Below are 15,389 nucleotides of genomic sequence, written 5' to 3' on the forward strand. Positions count from 1 at the left end.
GAGAGAACACCATGATCAACCACGACGTCCGCGTCTACCGTTCCGAGGAGAACCTGGACCGCAAGGACCAGCTGGCCTGGAAGATGGCCGAGGTCGCCACCGACCCGGTCGGCATCGACCCCGAGGTCGAGGAGATGGTCATCAACCGGATCATCGACAACGCCTCCGTGGCGATCGCGTCCCTGAACCGCGGTCCGATCGTCGCGGCCCGGGCCCAGGCCCTGACCCACGCACCCTCCACCGGGGGCACCGGCGCCTCCGTCTTCGGCATCACCGAGAAGGTCTCCCCCGAGTGGGCGGCCTGGGCCAACGGCGTGGCCGTGCGCGAACTGGACTACCACGACACCTTCCTGGCCGCCGAGTACTCCCACCCCGGTGACAACATCCCCGCCATCCTGGCCGTGGCCCAGCACCGCGGGTCCACCGGTGCGGACCTGATCCGTGGCATCGCCACCGGGTATGAACTGCAGGTGGACCTCGTCAAGGCGATCTGCCTGCACAAGCACAAGATCGACCACGTCGCCCACCTCGGCCCCTCCGCCGCCGCCGGCATCGGCACCCTGCTCGGCCTCGACACGGAGACGATCTTCCAGGCCATCGGCCAGGGCCTGCACACCACCACCGCCACCCGGCAGTCCCGCAAGGGCGAGATCTCCACCTGGAAGGCCCACGCCCCGGCCTTCGCCGCCAAGATGGCCGTGGAGGCGGCCGACCGCGCGATGCGCGGCCAGACCTCCCCCGTGCCGATCTACGAGGGCGAGGACGGCGTCATCGCCTGGCTGCTGGACGGCCCGGACGCCCGGTACTCGGTGCCCCTGCCGGCCCCGGGTGAGGCCAAGCGCGCCATCCTGGACACCTACACCAAGGAGCACTCCGCGGAGTACCAGGCCCAGGCCTGGATCGACCTGGCCCGCAAGCTGCACGGTGAGCACCCGGAGGCCACCGACCCGGACAACGTGGACTCGGTGCTGATCAAGACCTCCCACCACACCCACTACGTCATCGGCTCCGGGGCCAACGACCCCCAGAAGTACGATCCGCAGGCCTCGCGGGAGACCCTGGACCACTCCATCCCCTACATCTTCACCGTGGCCCTGCAGGACGGCTCCTGGCACCACGTGGACTCCTACGCCCCCGAGCGGGCCGCGCGCCCGGACACCGTCCAGCTGTGGCACAAGGTCACCACCGAGGAGGACCCGGAGTGGACGCGCCGCTACCACTCCCTGGACCTCAACGAGAAGGCCTTCGGCGGCGCGGTGGAGATCACCCTGACCGACGGCACCGTCATCCGCGACGAGATCGCCGTGGCCGACGCCCACCCGCTGGGTGCCCGCCCGTTCGGCCGGGAACAGTACATCGCCAAGTTCCGCACCCTGGCTGAGGGACTGGTGGCCCCCGAGGAGATCGAGCGCTTCCTCGACGCCGCCCAGCGCACCGCCTCCCTGGGCGCCGGGGAGCTGGACCAGCTCAACATCACCGCCGCCGAGGGTGTCATCGACCTGGCCGCCGCACCGGAGGGACTGTTCTGATGCTGTACTCGACACTCACCGCCGAGCAGAAGCGGGTCCGGCTCTCGGAATTGCTGCAGCCCGGTGCCGCAGTGCAGTTCCCGGGCGCCTACACGCCGATCTCGGCCAGGCTGGTCGAGGAGCAGGGCTTCTCCGGGCTCTACATCTCCGGCGCCGTCCTGGCGAACGAGCTCGCGTTGCCGGACATCGGGTTGACCACCCTGACCGAGGTGGCCCAGCGTGCCGGGCAGATCGCCCGGGTCACGGACCTGCCGGCGATCGTGGACGCGGACACCGGGTTCGGCGAACCGATGAACGTGGCCCGGACCATCCAGGAACTCGAGAACGCCGGACTGGCCGGCTGCCACCTCGAGGACCAGGTCAACCCGAAGCGCTGCGGCCACCTGGACAACAAGGCCGTCGTCGACCTGTCCACCGCCACCCAGCGGGTGGCCGCGGCCGCGAGCGCCCGCCGCGACCCGAACTTCCTCATCATGGCCCGCACGGACGTCCGCGGGGTCGAGGGGGCCGGCGGCCTGCGCGCGGCCGTGGACCGGGCCAAGGCCCTGGTGGACGCCGGGGCGGACGCCATCTTCCCGGAGGCCATGAAGGACCTGTCCGAGTTCGAGGCCGTCTGCTCCGCCGTGGACGTGCCCGTGCTGGCCAACATGACCGAGTTCGGCAAGTCCGAGCTGTTCACCCGTGAACAGCTCGCCGGCGTGGGCGTGGCCCTGGTGATCTACCCGGTCACCCTCCTGCGCACCGCACTGGGTGCCATGGAACGGGTCCTGTCCACCATCCGCACGGAGGGTACCCAGCAGGGCGCGGTCGGTGAGATGCTGACCAGGGCACGGTTGTACGAGCTCGTGGACTACGAGGGCTACAACGGCTTCGACTCGGGTGTGTTCAATTTCCAGGTGCCCGGGCTGGACACCGCCTCCTCCCCGGCCGCACCGACGCCGGCTGACCCGTCACGCGAAAGGACTCGAGATGATGACTGAGACCGAGATCGAGATCAAGAAGGGCCTGGCCGGGGTGGTGGCCGACTACACCGCCATCTCCAAGGTCAACCCGGACACCAACTCCCTGCTCTACCGGGGCTACCCGGTCCAGGAGCTCGCCGCCTCACTGCCGTTCGAGGCCGTGGCCTACCTGCTGTGGAACGGGGAGCTGCCCACCGACCGGCAGCTGGCCGACTTCACCGCCCACGAGCGGGCCCACCGCGCCCTGGACGAGCACGTCAAGGCGGCCCTGGACGCCCTGCCGGTCGACTGCCACCCGATGGACTCCGTGCGTACGGCGGTCTCCATCCTGGGTGCCCAGCACCCGAAGGCTGAGGACTCCTCCCCGGAGGCCGAGCTGGAGAAGGCGACGACCCTGTTCGCCCAGCTGCCCGCCGTCGTCGCCTACGAGCAGCGCCGGCGCCACGCCGGCGGGCCGGCAGAGCCGGTGCCCGCGCGCGAGGACCTGGACTACTCGCAGAACTTCCTGTGGATGACCTTCGGCGAGGAGGCGGCCCCGGAGGTCGTCGACGCGTTCCGGATCTCCATGGTGCTGTACGCCGAGCACTCCTTCAACGCCTCGACGTTCACCGCCCGGGTCATCACCTCCACCCTGTCCGACCTGCACTCCGCGGTCACCGGCGCGATCGGCGCCCTCAAGGGCCCGCTGCACGGCGGCGCCAATGAGGCCGTGATGCACACCTTCGACGAGATCGGGATCCGTCCCGAGGAGTCCCAGGAGGAGGCCAAGGCCCGGGCCAAGGCCTGGATGGAGGATGCCCTGGCGAGCAAGAAGAAGGTCATGGGCTTCGGGCACCGCGTGTACAAGCACGGGGACTCCCGCGTGCCGACCATGAAGAAGGCCCTCGACGCGATGATCGAGCACTTCGGCCGGCACGAGATCCTCGGCCTGTACAACGGCCTGGAGCAGGCCATGGACGAGGCCAAGGCCATCAAGCCCAACCTCGACTACCCGGCCGGGCCCACCTATCACCTGATGGGATTCGACACCGAGCTGTTCACCCCGCTGTTCATCGCCGCCCGCGTCACCGGCTGGACCGCGCACATCATGGAGCAGCGTGCCGCCAACTCGCTGATCCGCCCGCTGTCCGCGTACAACGGACCCGACGAGCGTCACCTGCCCGGCGCCTGAGGCACGGGCGCCGGACATCCGGCACGACGACGGCCCGGTCGCCTTCCGCGCGGAAGGTGACCGGGCCGTCGTCGTGGTCTCAGGGCGCGGTGACCTCCAAGGAGGTGGCCCCGTCCTTCAGCTCCCGGTATTCCTCCGAGTCCAGCACCGCGCGCAGCGCGGCCTCGCCCTCCTCGCCGGTGATCGCCTCGGCATCGGACTGGGTGATGTGTCCGTGCAGGAAGGCGGCCGTGCCCTGGTCGAAGCCCTCGGCCGGCGGCAGCATGTAGTACCAAGCGCTCCAATAGTCGTCACCGGTGGATTCGGGGTCCACGTCTCCGGGCACGCCCACGACCTCGACCGCCAGCCGGTACTCATCGCCATCGAAGAACGGCTGGTCGCCCGTCGCCCCGTTGTCCCTGAGGATGGCCGTCCGGAACCAGGTGTCCTCGTCCCCGTAGCCGGGGTCCACCGGAAAGTCCTCCAGCTGCTCCGCGTCCACTACCTCGATGACGTCCGGCTTGGCGCCGTCGTTGTCCGTCGGGCCCACGCCGGTGTCGGCCGAGAAGATGGCCGTCTCCTCCGGGTTCTGGAACACCCACCGCTCGTTCTTCACCCCGTAAGCGTCTGTCGTGTCCGGACCGGCCAGTTCCTCGGTGACCGTCCAGTCGGCCGGCAGCGTCCACCGGAAGTAGCCGCCCTCCGTGCTGTGGGTTTGCGTAGCCACATCGCCGCCGGTGCCCTCGCTGCTCTCGCCGTCCCCGGGTGCCCCGGTCGCCGTCGGCGTGGGACTGGCTTCTGCCGATTCGGTGGCATCCGCGGATTCAGTGGCGTCCGCGGTCTCGGTGGCCTGGACCGCCGCGGACTCCGACGGGCCGGTGACCTCCGAGGAGCTCCCCTCACCCGGCACGGCGGCACAGGACGCCAGGGTCATGACGGCGGCGAGACCGAGGGCGACGGGGGTCCGGCGCCAGCACCGGGACGCCACCGGCTCCCCGGGGACACGCCTGTCGTCGTCCTGGTCGCCGCCCCGCTCAGTGCCGTACCTCATCGTGGATTCCCTTCCGCCAGGGCGCCCCGGCGGCGCCGACGACTGTCTCACTGCGGCCGTCGGTCGCACGGACGGCCTCCGTCCATCTGAGCATCCCCGTGCGGCGCTGTCACGCGGTACTGCCGGGCTGACCGGTGACGTTGCGGGATCGTGATGGTGCCCTAGGCCCGGGCGCGGGGGTGCGCGGCGGCGTAGACCTCCCGCAGGGTGTCCGCCGTGACGAGGGTGTAGACCTGGGTCGTGGTCACCGAGGCGTGGCCGAGCAGTTCCTGCACCACGCGGACGTCCGCCCCGCCCTCGAGCAGGTGGGTGGCGAAGGAGTGGCGCAGGGTGTGCGGGGAGACCTCGGTCCCGAGGCCGGCGCGCTCGGCCGCCTTCTTCAGGATCGTCCAGGCGGACTGCCGGGACAGCCGGCCGCCCCGCTGGTTCAGGAACAGCGCCGGGTTCCCCGTGCCGGACCGGGAGGCCAGCGCCGGGCGGCCGCGGACCAGCCAGGCCTCGATCGCCGCGGCGGCGTAGGAGCCCAGCGGCACGATCCTCTCCTTGGAGCCCTTGCCGAACAGTCGCACGACGGCGGGACCGGCCTCGTCCTCGGTCCCGCCCCGGTCGGCGGCCGGGCCGTCGGCGGCCTGCGGAGCGGCGTCCGACAGCGCGCCGGTGGCGGGCTCGCCGGGGGCGCGGACCGCGCCGATGACGTCGTCCACGTCCAGCCCGACCGCCTCGGAGATCCGGGCACCGGTGGCGTAGAGGAACTCGAGAAGTGCGCGGTCCCGCAGTCCTGCGGGCGTGTCCGTGGGCACTGCCTCGAGCAGGGCTGTCACCTGGTCCACGCGGATGGCCTTCGGCAGTTCCCGGGCCGGTCGTGGTGGGGTGACCTCCCGGGCGGGGTCCGTCTCCGTGAGGTGTTCGAGCGTCCAGAAGCGGTGCAGTCCACGCACCGCCACGATGGTGCGCGCCGCGGACCGCGGGGCCAGGGGGTGGCCGCCGTCGGCGCCGGTGCCCAGGGCCTGGAGGAAACCGGTGATGTGCCGCCGGGTGATGTCCCGGGGTTCCGCCACGCCTTCGGTCACGAGCCAGCGCAGGTACCGCGTGACGTCCCGTCGGTAGGCGCCCAGCGTGTTCGCCGACATCCCCCGCTCCACGGCGAGGTGGTCCAGGTAGGCCTCCGCCGGCCGGACCAGGGACCGCGGGAGCTCCTCGTCGGTCACTGGTCGGGGACGGAGGCTGAGGTCGTGGTGCCCTGCCACGGGGCGTCGGCCAGGCGCAGTCCGGTGAACCCCTGCGCGGCGTGCACCCGCAGGGCCAGCAGGCCGATCGCGGTCGCGGGGTTGCGCAGCCGGCCGGAGAGCACGGCCTCCACGGCCTCGTCCACGGGCACCCAGGCCAGCGGCATGCCGGCCTCCTCCCCCGTCCGCTCGTGCCGCTGGTCCTCCGGGACCTCGCTCAGTCCACGGGCCAGGAACACCCGGATGCGTTCGGAGGAGGAACCGGGCGTGGTGTAGAAGTCGACGAGCACGTCCCACTGGTCGGCCACCAGGTCGGCCTCCTCGGCCAGCTCCCGCTGGGCGGCGGCGAGCATCGGCTCGCCGGCCACGTCCAGCAGGCCGGCGGGGACCTCCCAGAGTTCCTGGCCGACGGGATGCCGGTACTGCCGGATCATCCGCACCCGGTCCTGGTCGTCCAGGGCGACGATCGCCACCGCGCCGGGGTGGCGGATGAACTCCCGCACCAGGGGTTCCTCGCCCTCGTGCATGCGGAACGACTCCCGGGCGACGTCCCAGACCTTGCCCGCGAACGCCCTCCCGGTCTCCTCCGCGGTGCGGGCCGCGGGCAGGTCGGCCAGCGGGCCGCCGTCGTGGGGGATGTACGCCATGGGGATCAGCCCGTCCTCCCGGCCCGCTGGTGCTCGAGGCCCGCGGCCACCAGGCCCTGGAACAGCGGGTGCGGGTCCGTGGGGCGTGACTTGAACTCGGGGTGGGCCTGGGTGGACACGTAGAACGGGTGGGCCTGGCGCGGCAGCTCCACGAACTCCACGAGCGCGCCGTCCGGGGAGGTGCCCGAGACGACCAGTCCGGCCTCCTCGAGCTGCTCGCGATAGGCGTTGTTGACCTCGTAGCGATGGCGGTGCCGCTCGGTCACCTCCGTGGTGCCGTAGGCCGCGGCGACCACCGAGCCCTCCTTCAGTGCCGCGGGGTAGGACCCCAGGCGCATGGTGCCGCCGAGGTCCCCGCCGCCGGAGACGATGTGTTCCTGCTCGGCCATGGTGGCGATGACGGGGAACGCGGTGTCCGGCTCGAACTCGGTGGAGGAGGCACCCTCCATGCCGAGGACGTTGCGGGCGTACTCCATGACCATCGTCTGCAGGCCCAGGCACAGCCCCAGGGCGGGGACGCCCCGTTCGCGGGCGTGGCGCAGGGCACCGATCTTGCCGTCGAGGCCACGCACGCCGAAGCCGCCCGGCACGCAGATCGCGTCGACTCCGGCCAGGGCACGTTCGGCACCGGCCTCGGTGGAGCACTCGTCCGAGGCGACCCAGCGGATCGTGACCCGGGCGTCGTTGCCGAAGCCACCGGCCCGCAGGGCCTCCGTGACGGACAGGTAGGAGTCCGGCAGGTCGATGTACTTGCCCACCAGCGCCACCTCGACCTCGTGTGCCGGGTGGTGGACCACCTCGATGAGCCGGTCCCAGGTGGACCAGTCCACGTCCTTGAACTTCAGGTCCAGCGCCTGGACCACGTAGGCGTCCAGCCCCTGGGCGTGGATGATCTTGGGGATGTCGTAGATCGAGGGGGCGTCGGCGCAGTTGATCACGGCGTCGTTGTCCACGTCGCACATCCGGCCGATCTTGTCCCGCACGTCCTGGGGGACCTCACGGTCCGAGCGGATGACGATGGCGTCCGGCTGGATGCCGATGGAGCGCAGGGTGGCCACCGAGTGCTGCGTCGGCTTGGTCTTCAGTTCCTGGGACGGTCCGATGTAGGGCACCAGTGAGACGTGCACGAAGAACACGTTGTCCCGCCCGATGTCCTGGCGGACCTGCCGGGCGGCCTCGAGGAACGGCTGGGACTCGATGTCACCGACGGTGCCCCCGATCTCCGTGATGATCACGTCCGGTGCGGTGCGGCCCGCGGCGCGGGCGTCCTTGCGGTCCTCACTGCCGCCCCACGTGGCGGGCAGGCGCATGCGGCGCTTGATCTCGTCCGTGATGTGCGGGATGACCTGGACGGTGTCGCCGAGGTAGTCGCCGCGGCGCTCCTTCTCGATGACCGTGGAGTACACCTGGCCGGTGGTCACGTTGTTCAGCCCGTCGAGGTCCTCGTCCAGGAACCGCTCGTAGTGGCCGATGTCCAGGTCCGTCTCGGCGCCGTCCTCCGTGACGAAGACCTCGCCGTGCTGGAACGGGTTCATGGTGCCGGGATCCACGTTCAGGTAGGGATCCAGCTTCTGCATGGTCACGGACAGTCCGCGCGCCTTGAGCAGGTGGCCCAGGGAGGACGCCGTCAGTCCCTTCCCGAGCGATGAGGCGACCCCGCCGGTCACGAAGATCTGGCGGGTCGCGTTGGGCGTTTTCAGGAATCGAGAGGTTCTTTGCACCACGGAGTTCGATCGTAGCACCACGCCGGTTCCCCGCCGCCGGTCGGGGGCCGGTGTGGTCCGGACCGCCGCGGGGCTCAGGCGTGCGAGGCCTCAAGCAGTTCCCGGGCGTGGTCCCGTGCGGACCCGGATCCCGCCCGCCCGGCGAGCATCCGGGCCAGTTCCTCCACCCGGTCCTCGCCCTCCAGGGCCTGGACGTCGGAGGTGGTGAAGCCGGCATCGCTGTCCGAGTCCTTGGTGACCTTCAGGTGGCGGTCGGCGAAGGCCGCCACCTGGGGCAGGTGGGTGACCACGATGACCTGGACGTGCTGGGCCAGCCGGGCCAGCCGCCGGCCGATCTGCACGGCGGCCTCTCCGCCGACGCCGGCGTCCACCTCGTCGAACACGAACGTGGGCACCGGGTCCGTGGCGGCCAGGACCACCTCCAGCGCCAGCATCACGCGCGAGAGCTCACCGCCGGAGGCGCCCTTGCCCAGGGGGCGCGGGGCGGAACCGGCGTGGGGCTGCAACAGCAGTGCGACGTCGTCGGCACCGTGGGGGCCCGGTTCACCGCCGCCGGTGACCGAGGCATGGAACGTGGCGTCCGGCATGGACAGCGCGTGCAGTTCCTCGGTGACCTGTCCGGAGAGGTCCTGCGCTGCCGCGGCGCGCAACCGGGTGAGCTCGGCCCCCCGGCCAGGACGGCCGCCTCGAGCCGTTCGCACTGCTCGGTGAGCTCCACGATGCGGCCCGAGTCACCCTGCAGCTCATCGAGCCGGGCGCGGTGGGACCGCGCCCAGTCGAGCACGTCGGCCAGTTCCGGACCGTACAGCCGCATCAGCCGGGTCAGTTCCGCCAGCCGGGACTGCGCCGCGTCGAGGTCGGACGCGGCGTCGTCGTCCAGGCGGGCCGCGTACCCGGCCAGGTCGGCCGAGATGTCCGCCAGCACGATGCCCACCTCGGCCAGCCGTCCGGCCAGCCCGGTCAGCTCGGCGTCCTGGCCGGGTGCCTGCAGCAGGGCCTGGCGCGCCGCCTCCACGAGGGCCTCCGCGGCCGGGACGTCCACCGCCTCCGCCACGTCGGCACCGGCCAGGTGTGCGTGGGCGCCGAGGGACGCGGCGCGCAGTTCCTCGACGTTCTCCAGCCGCTGGATCCGGGCGCGCACCTCCTCGTCCTCCCCCGGCCTCACGTCGGCCTCGTCGATCTCCTCGAGCGCACGCTGCAGGTTCTCGGCCTCGCGGGCCCGGTCCTGCTCGTGCAGCGTGATCTCGGACAGTTCGGCGAGGGAGGCACGCCAGGCGTCGAAGTCCCGCCGGTAGGCCGCCAGCGCGGTGGCCAGTTCCTCCCCGGCGAAGGCGTCCAGCGCGTGGCGCTGGGCCGTCGCGGACTTCAACCGCAGCTGGTCCGTCTGTCCGTGCACCGCCACGAGGTGCCCGCCGATCTCCCCGAGGAGCGCCACCGGCACGCCGCGCCCGCCCGCCGTGGCGCGGGACCGCGAGGACCCCCCGGCCGCGCCCACCGATCGGGTGACCACCAACGACCGGTTCCCCGGCCTGCGGGCCAGGGCATTGCCGTCGCGCCTGTCGTCGTCGACCTCGTCCAGGACCGCCCCGGCCTCCTCGGCGAGCCCGACGGCGGCGTGCCCGGCTGCCAGCCGGAACCCCGCCTCGACCGTGGCGTGGGAGGCGCCGTGGCGCACGGCCCCGGCGTCGGCGCGCGCCCCGAGCAACAGGTTCAGGGCGGTTACCACCATGGTCTTGCCGGCTCCCGTCTCGCCGGTGACCACCGTGAACCCGGGATCCAGGTCCACGGTGGCGTCGCCGATGACACCCAGGGAGTCGATGGACAGGTACTCGATCATGGCCGGCCGCCTCCCCCGGGCTCGCGGTCCTCACGGGCCTCCGCCGGGGTGGTGCTGGAACGGGCCAGGGGCAGCTTCTCGTCCTCGCGCACGACCACCGGGATGGCGGCCGTGGCCGGTGGGACCACCCCGGGACGCGGGGCCAGGTGGTGGGGCTCGACCACGGAGACGCCGGGCGAACCGGGTACCTTGCCGTCGGTGTGCCGGGCGGCGTAGCGCGCCTCGCGGGCCGCCACCTCCTCCCGGTCCTGTTCGGTGACCGGGCCCCGCCAGCCCTTGGTGGGCAGGTTGAACTTGCGCACGAGGCGCTCGGAGAACGGGGTGCGGGACAACCGGGCGATCCGGACGGGGTGTTCCGATCGGGTGACCTCGATCCGGGCCCCCAGCGGCAGGTCGACGGTGCGCCGGCCGTCGCACCACAGGACGCCGGGTTCATTGGTGCGCGGGAGCACCTCCACGGTCAGGACCGAGTCCGGGGAGACCACGAGCGGACGGGCGAACAGGGCGTGCGCGCTGATGGGGACCATGAGCATGGCGCGCACCTCGGGCCAGACGACCGGGCCGCCCGCGGAGAAGGCGTAGGCGGTGGAGCCGGTGGGGGTGGCCATCACGATGCCGTCGCAGCCGTAGGTGGAGATGGGACGGCCGTCGACCGCGGTGATGACCTCGAGCATGCGTTCGCGGTTGGACTTCTCCACGCTCGCCTCGTTCAGCGCCCAGGTCCGGGCGACCAGGACGTCGTCCTCGAAGACGCGGACGTCGATCGTCATCCGTTCCTCGACGGTGTAGTCCTCGTCCACGACCGCCTCGACCGTGCGGGTGAGATCGGTGCGCTCGGACTCGGCCAGGAACCCCACATGCCCCAGGTTGACGGCCAGCAGGGGAACACCGGCCTCACGGACCAGTTCGGCGGCGCGCAGGACGGACCCGTCGCCGCCGAGGACCACGCCGAGATGGATGTCGGGCAGGTCGCAGTCCACCCCCAGCGTCTCGGGACGGGTCGCCAGCGGCGGCACCACGTCCGAGTGGATGGCCTCGCGGATGGCAATGACATCGTCCTCGAGCAGGACCGGGACCAGCCCGGACTCCTGGAGGCTCGCACACGTGCGGAGGGCGGCGCGGATGGCGTCCTCACGGCCGGTGTGGGCGAGGACGAGGATTCTGCGAGCCATGGGCACAAGGATACCCACGCTCCGTGGCCGGCCGACCGCGAGACGTCCCCGGTGTGGATGGCCCGGGCGGGCCCGGCATCCGGCCCGGTCAGTCCCAGTCCACGTCCTGCCGGGACCACCAGTCCGCACCGGGCACGGGATCCGGTGCGCCGTCCGCAACGTCCGGGATGCCCGGCGCCGCCCGGCGCAGCCACAGGAAGAACTCGGCATTGCCGTCCTGCCCGGGCAGCGGCGACCGGGCGAGTCCCCGAGGCTCCAGCCCGGCCGCGAGGGCGGCGTCGACCACCCCGGCGACGGCCCGGCGACGGGCCGCGGGGTCCACCACGACGCCGGTGCGCGGCAAGGCCTCCCGGCCCACCTCGAATTGGGGCTTGACCATCAGGACCAAGTCGGCGCCGGGCCGGCACGCCGCGGCCAGCGGGGCCATGACCAGGCGCAACGAGATGAAGGAGAGGTCGGAGACCACCAGGTCCACGGTCCCGCCGATCCGCTCCGGGGTCAGGTCCCGGATGTTGAGGCCCTCGTGGACCTCGACGCGCGGATCGCGGCGCAGCTCATCCACGAGCTGTCCGTGGCCCACGTCGACCGCGACCACCCTGGTCGCGCCCGCACGCAGCAGGACGTCGGTGAATCCCCCGGTGGAGGCCCCGGCGTCCAGGCAGCGTCGACCGGTGGGGACGACACCGGCGAACGCCTCCAGCGCCCCGGCCAGCTTGTGCCCTGCCCGGGAGGCGTAGCGCGGACCCCGTGCGGACAGCGCCAGCACGTCGTCCGGGTGGCACTTCTGCGACGGCTTGGTGGCCGGGATGCCGTTCACGGTGACCTCCCCGGCCGTCACCATCCCGGCGGCCTCACTGCGGGACCGGGCGAGCCCGCGACGGGTCAGGGCGACGTCCAGCCGCTCGGTACCGGCCGTCGCTGCTCCCGAGCGGCTCATGGCGTCCCCGGCAGCCGCGGCTGGTCCTCGAGCAGGCGGGACAGGTCATCCAGTGCCGTCCGGTAGGCCTCGACCTCGTCCCCCGGGCTCAGCGCACCGGCCCCGTCCAGGCCGGACACGATGGCGTCGGCGGCGGGATCACCGGTGGGCTCGGGCCACCCCGCGCTCACCGGTCCGTCTCCGAAGGCGCGGACCACCGTTCCGGGGGCGCCTGCAGCAGGGCTGGCAGGCCGTCCAGGACCCACGTCGGCTGGTGGTCGCAGGGCGCTGCCCGCGTCGCGTCGCGGTCATCGACGCCCGTGAGCACCAGAGCGGTGTCGAATCCCGCACGGTTCCCGCCGAGGATGTCCGTGTCGAGACGGTCACCGACGACGAGCGGACGACGACCGCCCAAGCGTTCTGCAGCCAGCCGGAACAGGACCGGTTCGGGCTTGCCCGCAGCGACCGGGACGGTACCGGTCGCCCGGGCCACCGCCTCGACCAGGGCACCGTTGCCGGGGGCGATCCCCTCGGCGCGGGGAATCGTCAGGTCGGTGTTGGTCGCCACCCAGCGGGCGCCGGACCGGATCGCGAAGGCCGCCTGGGCCAGGTCCTTCCACCCGACCGAGGGGTCGAACCCCTGGATCACCGCCTCGGGGTCCTCTGCGGCGGATTCGGCGACCTCGTGGCCGGCCTCGCTCACGAGGTCGCGCAGGTGGTCGGAGCCGACGACCAGGACCCGGGTGGTCCGGCCCTCGAGCTCCTCGCCCAGCAGGGCCACACCGGCGGCGGCGGAACCGAGCACCTGCTCACCCTCCACCGACAGTCCGAACGAGTTCAGGTGCTCGGCCACGGACTCGGGCGAACGCGAGGCGTTGTTGGTCACGTAGGCGACCGGGACATCCAGCGAGTCGAGTTCCCGGAGGGTCTCCACTGCGCCGTCGATGGCGTGTTCACCGGCGTAGACGACGCCATCCAGGTCGCACAGCAGGACGTCGTGCCCGTCGAAGAAGCGTGCAGCCACGGATCAGTCGCCCTGCGGGTCCCGGTCGGGGCGGGATGCGGTGTCCGGACGCTGTCCTGGATGATCGTCCAGTGCGTCCTCCCACGGCGCGGCGCCCTCGGACCCCTCATCGCGGGAATCCACGACGACGAGTCCCTCCTCGGCCAGGTCGTCGCCGACGGCGCGGTCCCTCCCAAGATGGTCATCATCGGGCTGGCCGTCCTCGGAGTCCTCCGCGGCCGACGCGGGCGTGGCCGCATCACCCCCCGTCTCCTCTCCGGTGCTCCCGGGTGGGACCAGGTCACGGGCCCGGGGACGACGCTCCGGTCGCACGTCCTCCTCCACCCCGAAGTCCACGATCTCCGGGTCGGAGAACTCCCCGATCCCGAGGGCCCGCTCGGCCACCCGCGCTTGGTGGCGCCAGTCCTTCGCCTCACCGCCTCGGCCGGCCTCCTCGAGGGCATCGGCATAGGCCCGGAACAGACGGGGACTGAAGGAGAATCCGCGGTTCCGGTCCAGCTCCGGGACCTGCAGCACCTTCAGTGCGGAATCGACGTCCCCGAGGTCGCGGTGGATGCCGGACAGCACCATGACGAGTTCCACGCGGACGGCACGGTCGAGGGTTCCCAGGTCCACCTCGCCGGCCAGTTCCAACGCCTTGGAATGGCGACCGAGGGCACGTTCGCTGTCCACCATCTCGGGGAGGTGGGTGTGGTCACCGGTGATCCGGCGATAGGTGCGGAACTCGCGCAACGCCTCGGCGTACTGCCCCGCGGCGTAGGCCGTCAGCCCGACGGCCTCGCGAACGCAGCCGAGTCGGCCGCCTCGGCGGCTGGCCGCCAGGGCGTGCTCGAAGGACAACTGGGGATCGATCTCGAGCAACCGGCCGGCCATGACCAGGTGCTTGGCCACCCAGGGACGATTGCGCTCGTCCAGCGAGTCGAGTTCCCGGCTGGTCGCGCGGTCCAGCTCCCTACCGGTGACGTCCTCGTCGATCTCCGGGGACTTGGCACGGTCGGGGCGGTTGGCACTGCGCAGGTCGCTGGGGTTGTGATCTGGCGCGCTGTCGCCCCGGTCGCGGAACCCGCGACGGTCCGGGCCGGCACTCCGGCCACGATCTGCTCCGGGGCGCCCACCGCGCTGATCGTCGCGGGAGCGGCCGTATCCGTCCTGGTGATCGCGACGGGGACGGTCTCCCCGCTCGCCACGGTCGTCGCGCAGGTACCCACCCTCACGACGGGGGCGATCACTCCGGTCACCACGGTCGTCCCGGCGGTAGCCACCGGCTGGGTTGTCCCGACGCGGACGGTCCCCACGGTCACCGCGGTCGTCCCGCTGGTAGCCACCCTCACGGCGCGGACGGTCATCGCGGCGGTAACCGCCCTCACGGTTGTCCCGGCCTGGACGGTCCCCACGCACGCCCCGGTCGTCCCGCTGGTAGCCACCCTCACGGCGCGGGCGATCCCCACGATCACCGCGGTCGTCCCGCTGGTACCCACCTTCGCGGCGCGGGCGATCACCGCGGTCGTCCCGGCGGTAGCCACCCTCACGAGTGTCCCGGCCCGGGCGATCCCCACGATCACTCCGCTCGTCCCGGCGGTATCCGCCGTCACGCGTGTCCCGTCGGGGACGATCCCCGCGCTCACCGCGGTCGTCCCGCTGATACCCGCTCTCCCGTCGAGGCCGCTCCTGACCTCGCTCACGGTCGTCCCGACGGTACCCGCTGCCACTGCGGTCACCGGAGCGCGGCGCACCGGAGCGGGGCCGGTCTTCACGGCGCGGACCGTCCTCCCGGCGGTAACCCCCGCCGTCAGACCGAGCGGGTCGCCCCTCGCCGGCATCACGACGAGCGGACGACGAACCTCCGCGCTCGGAACCGTATCGACCGGAGTCCCGGCCCGTCCCGGCACGCCCGGACTGGCCGCGGGAGTCATAGGAACGGCGATCGTCCCGGGGGCCGCCGCGGGACCCCCGCCCGGTCTGTCCACCGGTCTGCTTCCGGTCGCGGCCGGCTGAACCGGGGCGTTCCTCGTTCTCGGACATCCAGGATCCTCTTTCCTTCAGGTGCGACCGCAACCCGGAATAGGGCCGGGGCTGCCGATCGGCCACACCAGAGTAGCCGACATGGTTAAAGCAAGGAGGCCCCGCACATACAGTGCGGGGCCTCCCTTG

At 72.1% G+C, this 15,389-nt stretch carries 13 protein-coding genes and 1 pseudogene; 4 read left to right on the forward strand and 10 right to left on the reverse strand.

Annotation, left to right across the window (positions count from 1 at the left end; translation table 11 throughout):
• Positions 1 to 11 precede the first annotated feature (11 nt).
• Genes CITRI_RS0104565 through CITRI_RS0104575 form a run of 3 tightly spaced genes read left to right on the forward strand, consistent with a single transcriptional unit; the run spans position 12 to position 3,662 of the window.
• Positions 12 to 1,529, forward strand: a complete 1,518-nt coding sequence (locus CITRI_RS0104565; RefSeq protein WP_010143458.1) for an MmgE/PrpD family protein — start codon at positions 12 to 14, stop codon at positions 1,527 to 1,529.
• Entirely contained in the window at positions 1,529 to 2,509 is a 981-nt protein-coding gene (gene prpB, locus CITRI_RS0104570; RefSeq protein WP_010143459.1) for a methylisocitrate lyase, read from the forward strand. Before CITRI_RS0104565 ends, prpB begins: the two co-directional genes overlap by 1 nt.
• Positions 2,502 to 3,662: a bifunctional 2-methylcitrate synthase/citrate synthase gene (locus CITRI_RS0104575; protein ID WP_010143460.1), complete on the forward strand. Its 1,161-nt coding sequence runs from the start codon at positions 2,502 to 2,504 to the stop codon at positions 3,660 to 3,662. Before prpB ends, CITRI_RS0104575 begins: the two co-directional genes overlap by 8 nt.
• Before the next feature lie 79 nt (positions 3,663 to 3,741).
• Here the strand turns inward: CITRI_RS0104575 and CITRI_RS0104580 are convergent, their stop codons facing one another.
• From CITRI_RS0104580 to CITRI_RS16350, 10 genes and pseudogenes are all read right to left on the reverse strand, one after another.
• Positions 3,742 to 4,692: a hypothetical protein gene (locus CITRI_RS0104580; RefSeq protein ID WP_010143461.1), complete on the reverse strand. Its 951-nt coding sequence runs from the start codon at positions 4,690 to 4,692 to the stop codon at positions 3,742 to 3,744.
• A 161-nt stretch (positions 4,693 to 4,853) separates the two neighbouring features.
• On the reverse strand, positions 4,854 to 5,900 hold the full coding sequence (locus CITRI_RS0104585; RefSeq protein WP_010143462.1) for a site-specific tyrosine recombinase XerD: 1,047 nt from the start codon (positions 5,898 to 5,900) through the stop codon (positions 4,854 to 4,856).
• Positions 5,897 to 6,565 carry an NUDIX hydrolase gene (locus CITRI_RS0104590; protein WP_010143463.1) on the reverse strand — a complete coding sequence of 223 codons (669 nt, stop codon included), beginning with the start codon at positions 6,563 to 6,565 and terminating at the stop codon, positions 5,897 to 5,899. The genes CITRI_RS0104585 and CITRI_RS0104590 overlap by 4 nt, the downstream gene beginning before the upstream one ends.
• Before the next feature lie 5 nt (positions 6,566 to 6,570).
• Positions 6,571 to 8,307 (reverse strand): CTP synthase, encoded by a 1,737-nt coding sequence (locus CITRI_RS0104595; RefSeq protein WP_040385672.1) that lies wholly within the window; start codon positions 8,305 to 8,307, stop codon positions 6,571 to 6,573.
• A 56-nt stretch (positions 8,308 to 8,363) separates the two neighbouring features.
• Positions 8,364 to 10,126: pseudogene (recN, locus tag CITRI_RS16340) on the reverse strand (DNA repair protein RecN).
• Positions 10,123 to 11,298, reverse strand: a complete 1,176-nt coding sequence (locus CITRI_RS16345; protein ID WP_010143467.1) for an NAD kinase — start codon at positions 11,296 to 11,298, stop codon at positions 10,123 to 10,125. Before CITRI_RS16345 ends, recN begins: the two are co-directional and overlap by 4 nt.
• Positions 11,299 to 11,386: 88 nt before the next feature.
• Entirely contained in the window at positions 11,387 to 12,235 is an 849-nt protein-coding gene (locus tag CITRI_RS0104610) for a TlyA family RNA methyltransferase (RefSeq protein WP_010143468.1), read from the reverse strand.
• Complete coding sequence (locus CITRI_RS19585) at positions 12,232 to 12,405, reverse strand: hypothetical protein (RefSeq protein WP_157998899.1); 174 nt, start codon at positions 12,403 to 12,405, stop codon at positions 12,232 to 12,234. Before CITRI_RS19585 ends, CITRI_RS0104610 begins: the two co-directional genes overlap by 4 nt.
• Positions 12,402 to 13,238 carry an HAD-IIA family hydrolase gene (locus tag CITRI_RS0104620; protein ID WP_010143470.1) on the reverse strand — a complete coding sequence of 279 codons (837 nt, stop codon included), beginning with the start codon at positions 13,236 to 13,238 and terminating at the stop codon, positions 12,402 to 12,404. The genes CITRI_RS19585 and CITRI_RS0104620 overlap by 4 nt, the downstream gene beginning before the upstream one ends.
• A gap of 3 nt (positions 13,239 to 13,241) precedes the next feature.
• On the reverse strand, positions 13,242 to 14,129 hold the full coding sequence (locus tag CITRI_RS16350; protein ID WP_010143471.1) for a hypothetical protein: 888 nt from the start codon (positions 14,127 to 14,129) through the stop codon (positions 13,242 to 13,244).
• Positions 14,130 to 14,267: 138 nt separating this feature from the next.
• On the opposite strand from CITRI_RS16350, the gene CITRI_RS16355 reads away from it, so the two are divergent.
• Positions 14,268 to 15,233, forward strand: a complete 966-nt coding sequence (locus tag CITRI_RS16355; RefSeq protein ID WP_040385583.1) for a hypothetical protein — start codon at positions 14,268 to 14,270, stop codon at positions 15,231 to 15,233.
• Positions 15,234 to 15,389: the final 156 nt, after the last annotated feature.

This window comes from Citricoccus sp. CH26A, from assembly GCF_000224415.1.
Taxonomy (GTDB): Bacteria; Actinomycetota; Actinomycetes; order Actinomycetales; family Micrococcaceae; genus Citricoccus.

Coding starts and splice junctions, on each gene's coding strand:
- CITRI_RS0104610 (WP_010143468.1), bottom strand. CDS start 12,235: ATGAGCCGCTCGGGAGCAGCGACGGCCGGTACCGAGCGGCTGGACGTC.
- CITRI_RS0104590 (WP_010143463.1), bottom strand. CDS start 6,565: ATGGCGTACATCCCCCACGACGGCGGCCCGCTGGCCGACCTGCCCGCG.
- CITRI_RS16345 (WP_010143467.1), bottom strand. CDS start 11,298: ATGGCTCGCAGAATCCTCGTCCTCGCCCACACCGGCCGTGAGGACGCC.
- CITRI_RS0104565 (WP_010143458.1), top strand. CDS start 12: ATGATCAACCACGACGTCCGCGTCTACCGTTCCGAGGAGAACCTGGAC.
- prpB (WP_010143459.1), top strand. CDS start 1,529: ATGCTGTACTCGACACTCACCGCCGAGCAGAAGCGGGTCCGGCTCTCG.
- CITRI_RS0104580 (WP_010143461.1), bottom strand. CDS start 4,692: ATGAGGTACGGCACTGAGCGGGGCGGCGACCAGGACGACGACAGGCGT.
- CITRI_RS0104575 (WP_010143460.1), top strand. CDS start 2,502: ATGACTGAGACCGAGATCGAGATCAAGAAGGGCCTGGCCGGGGTGGTG.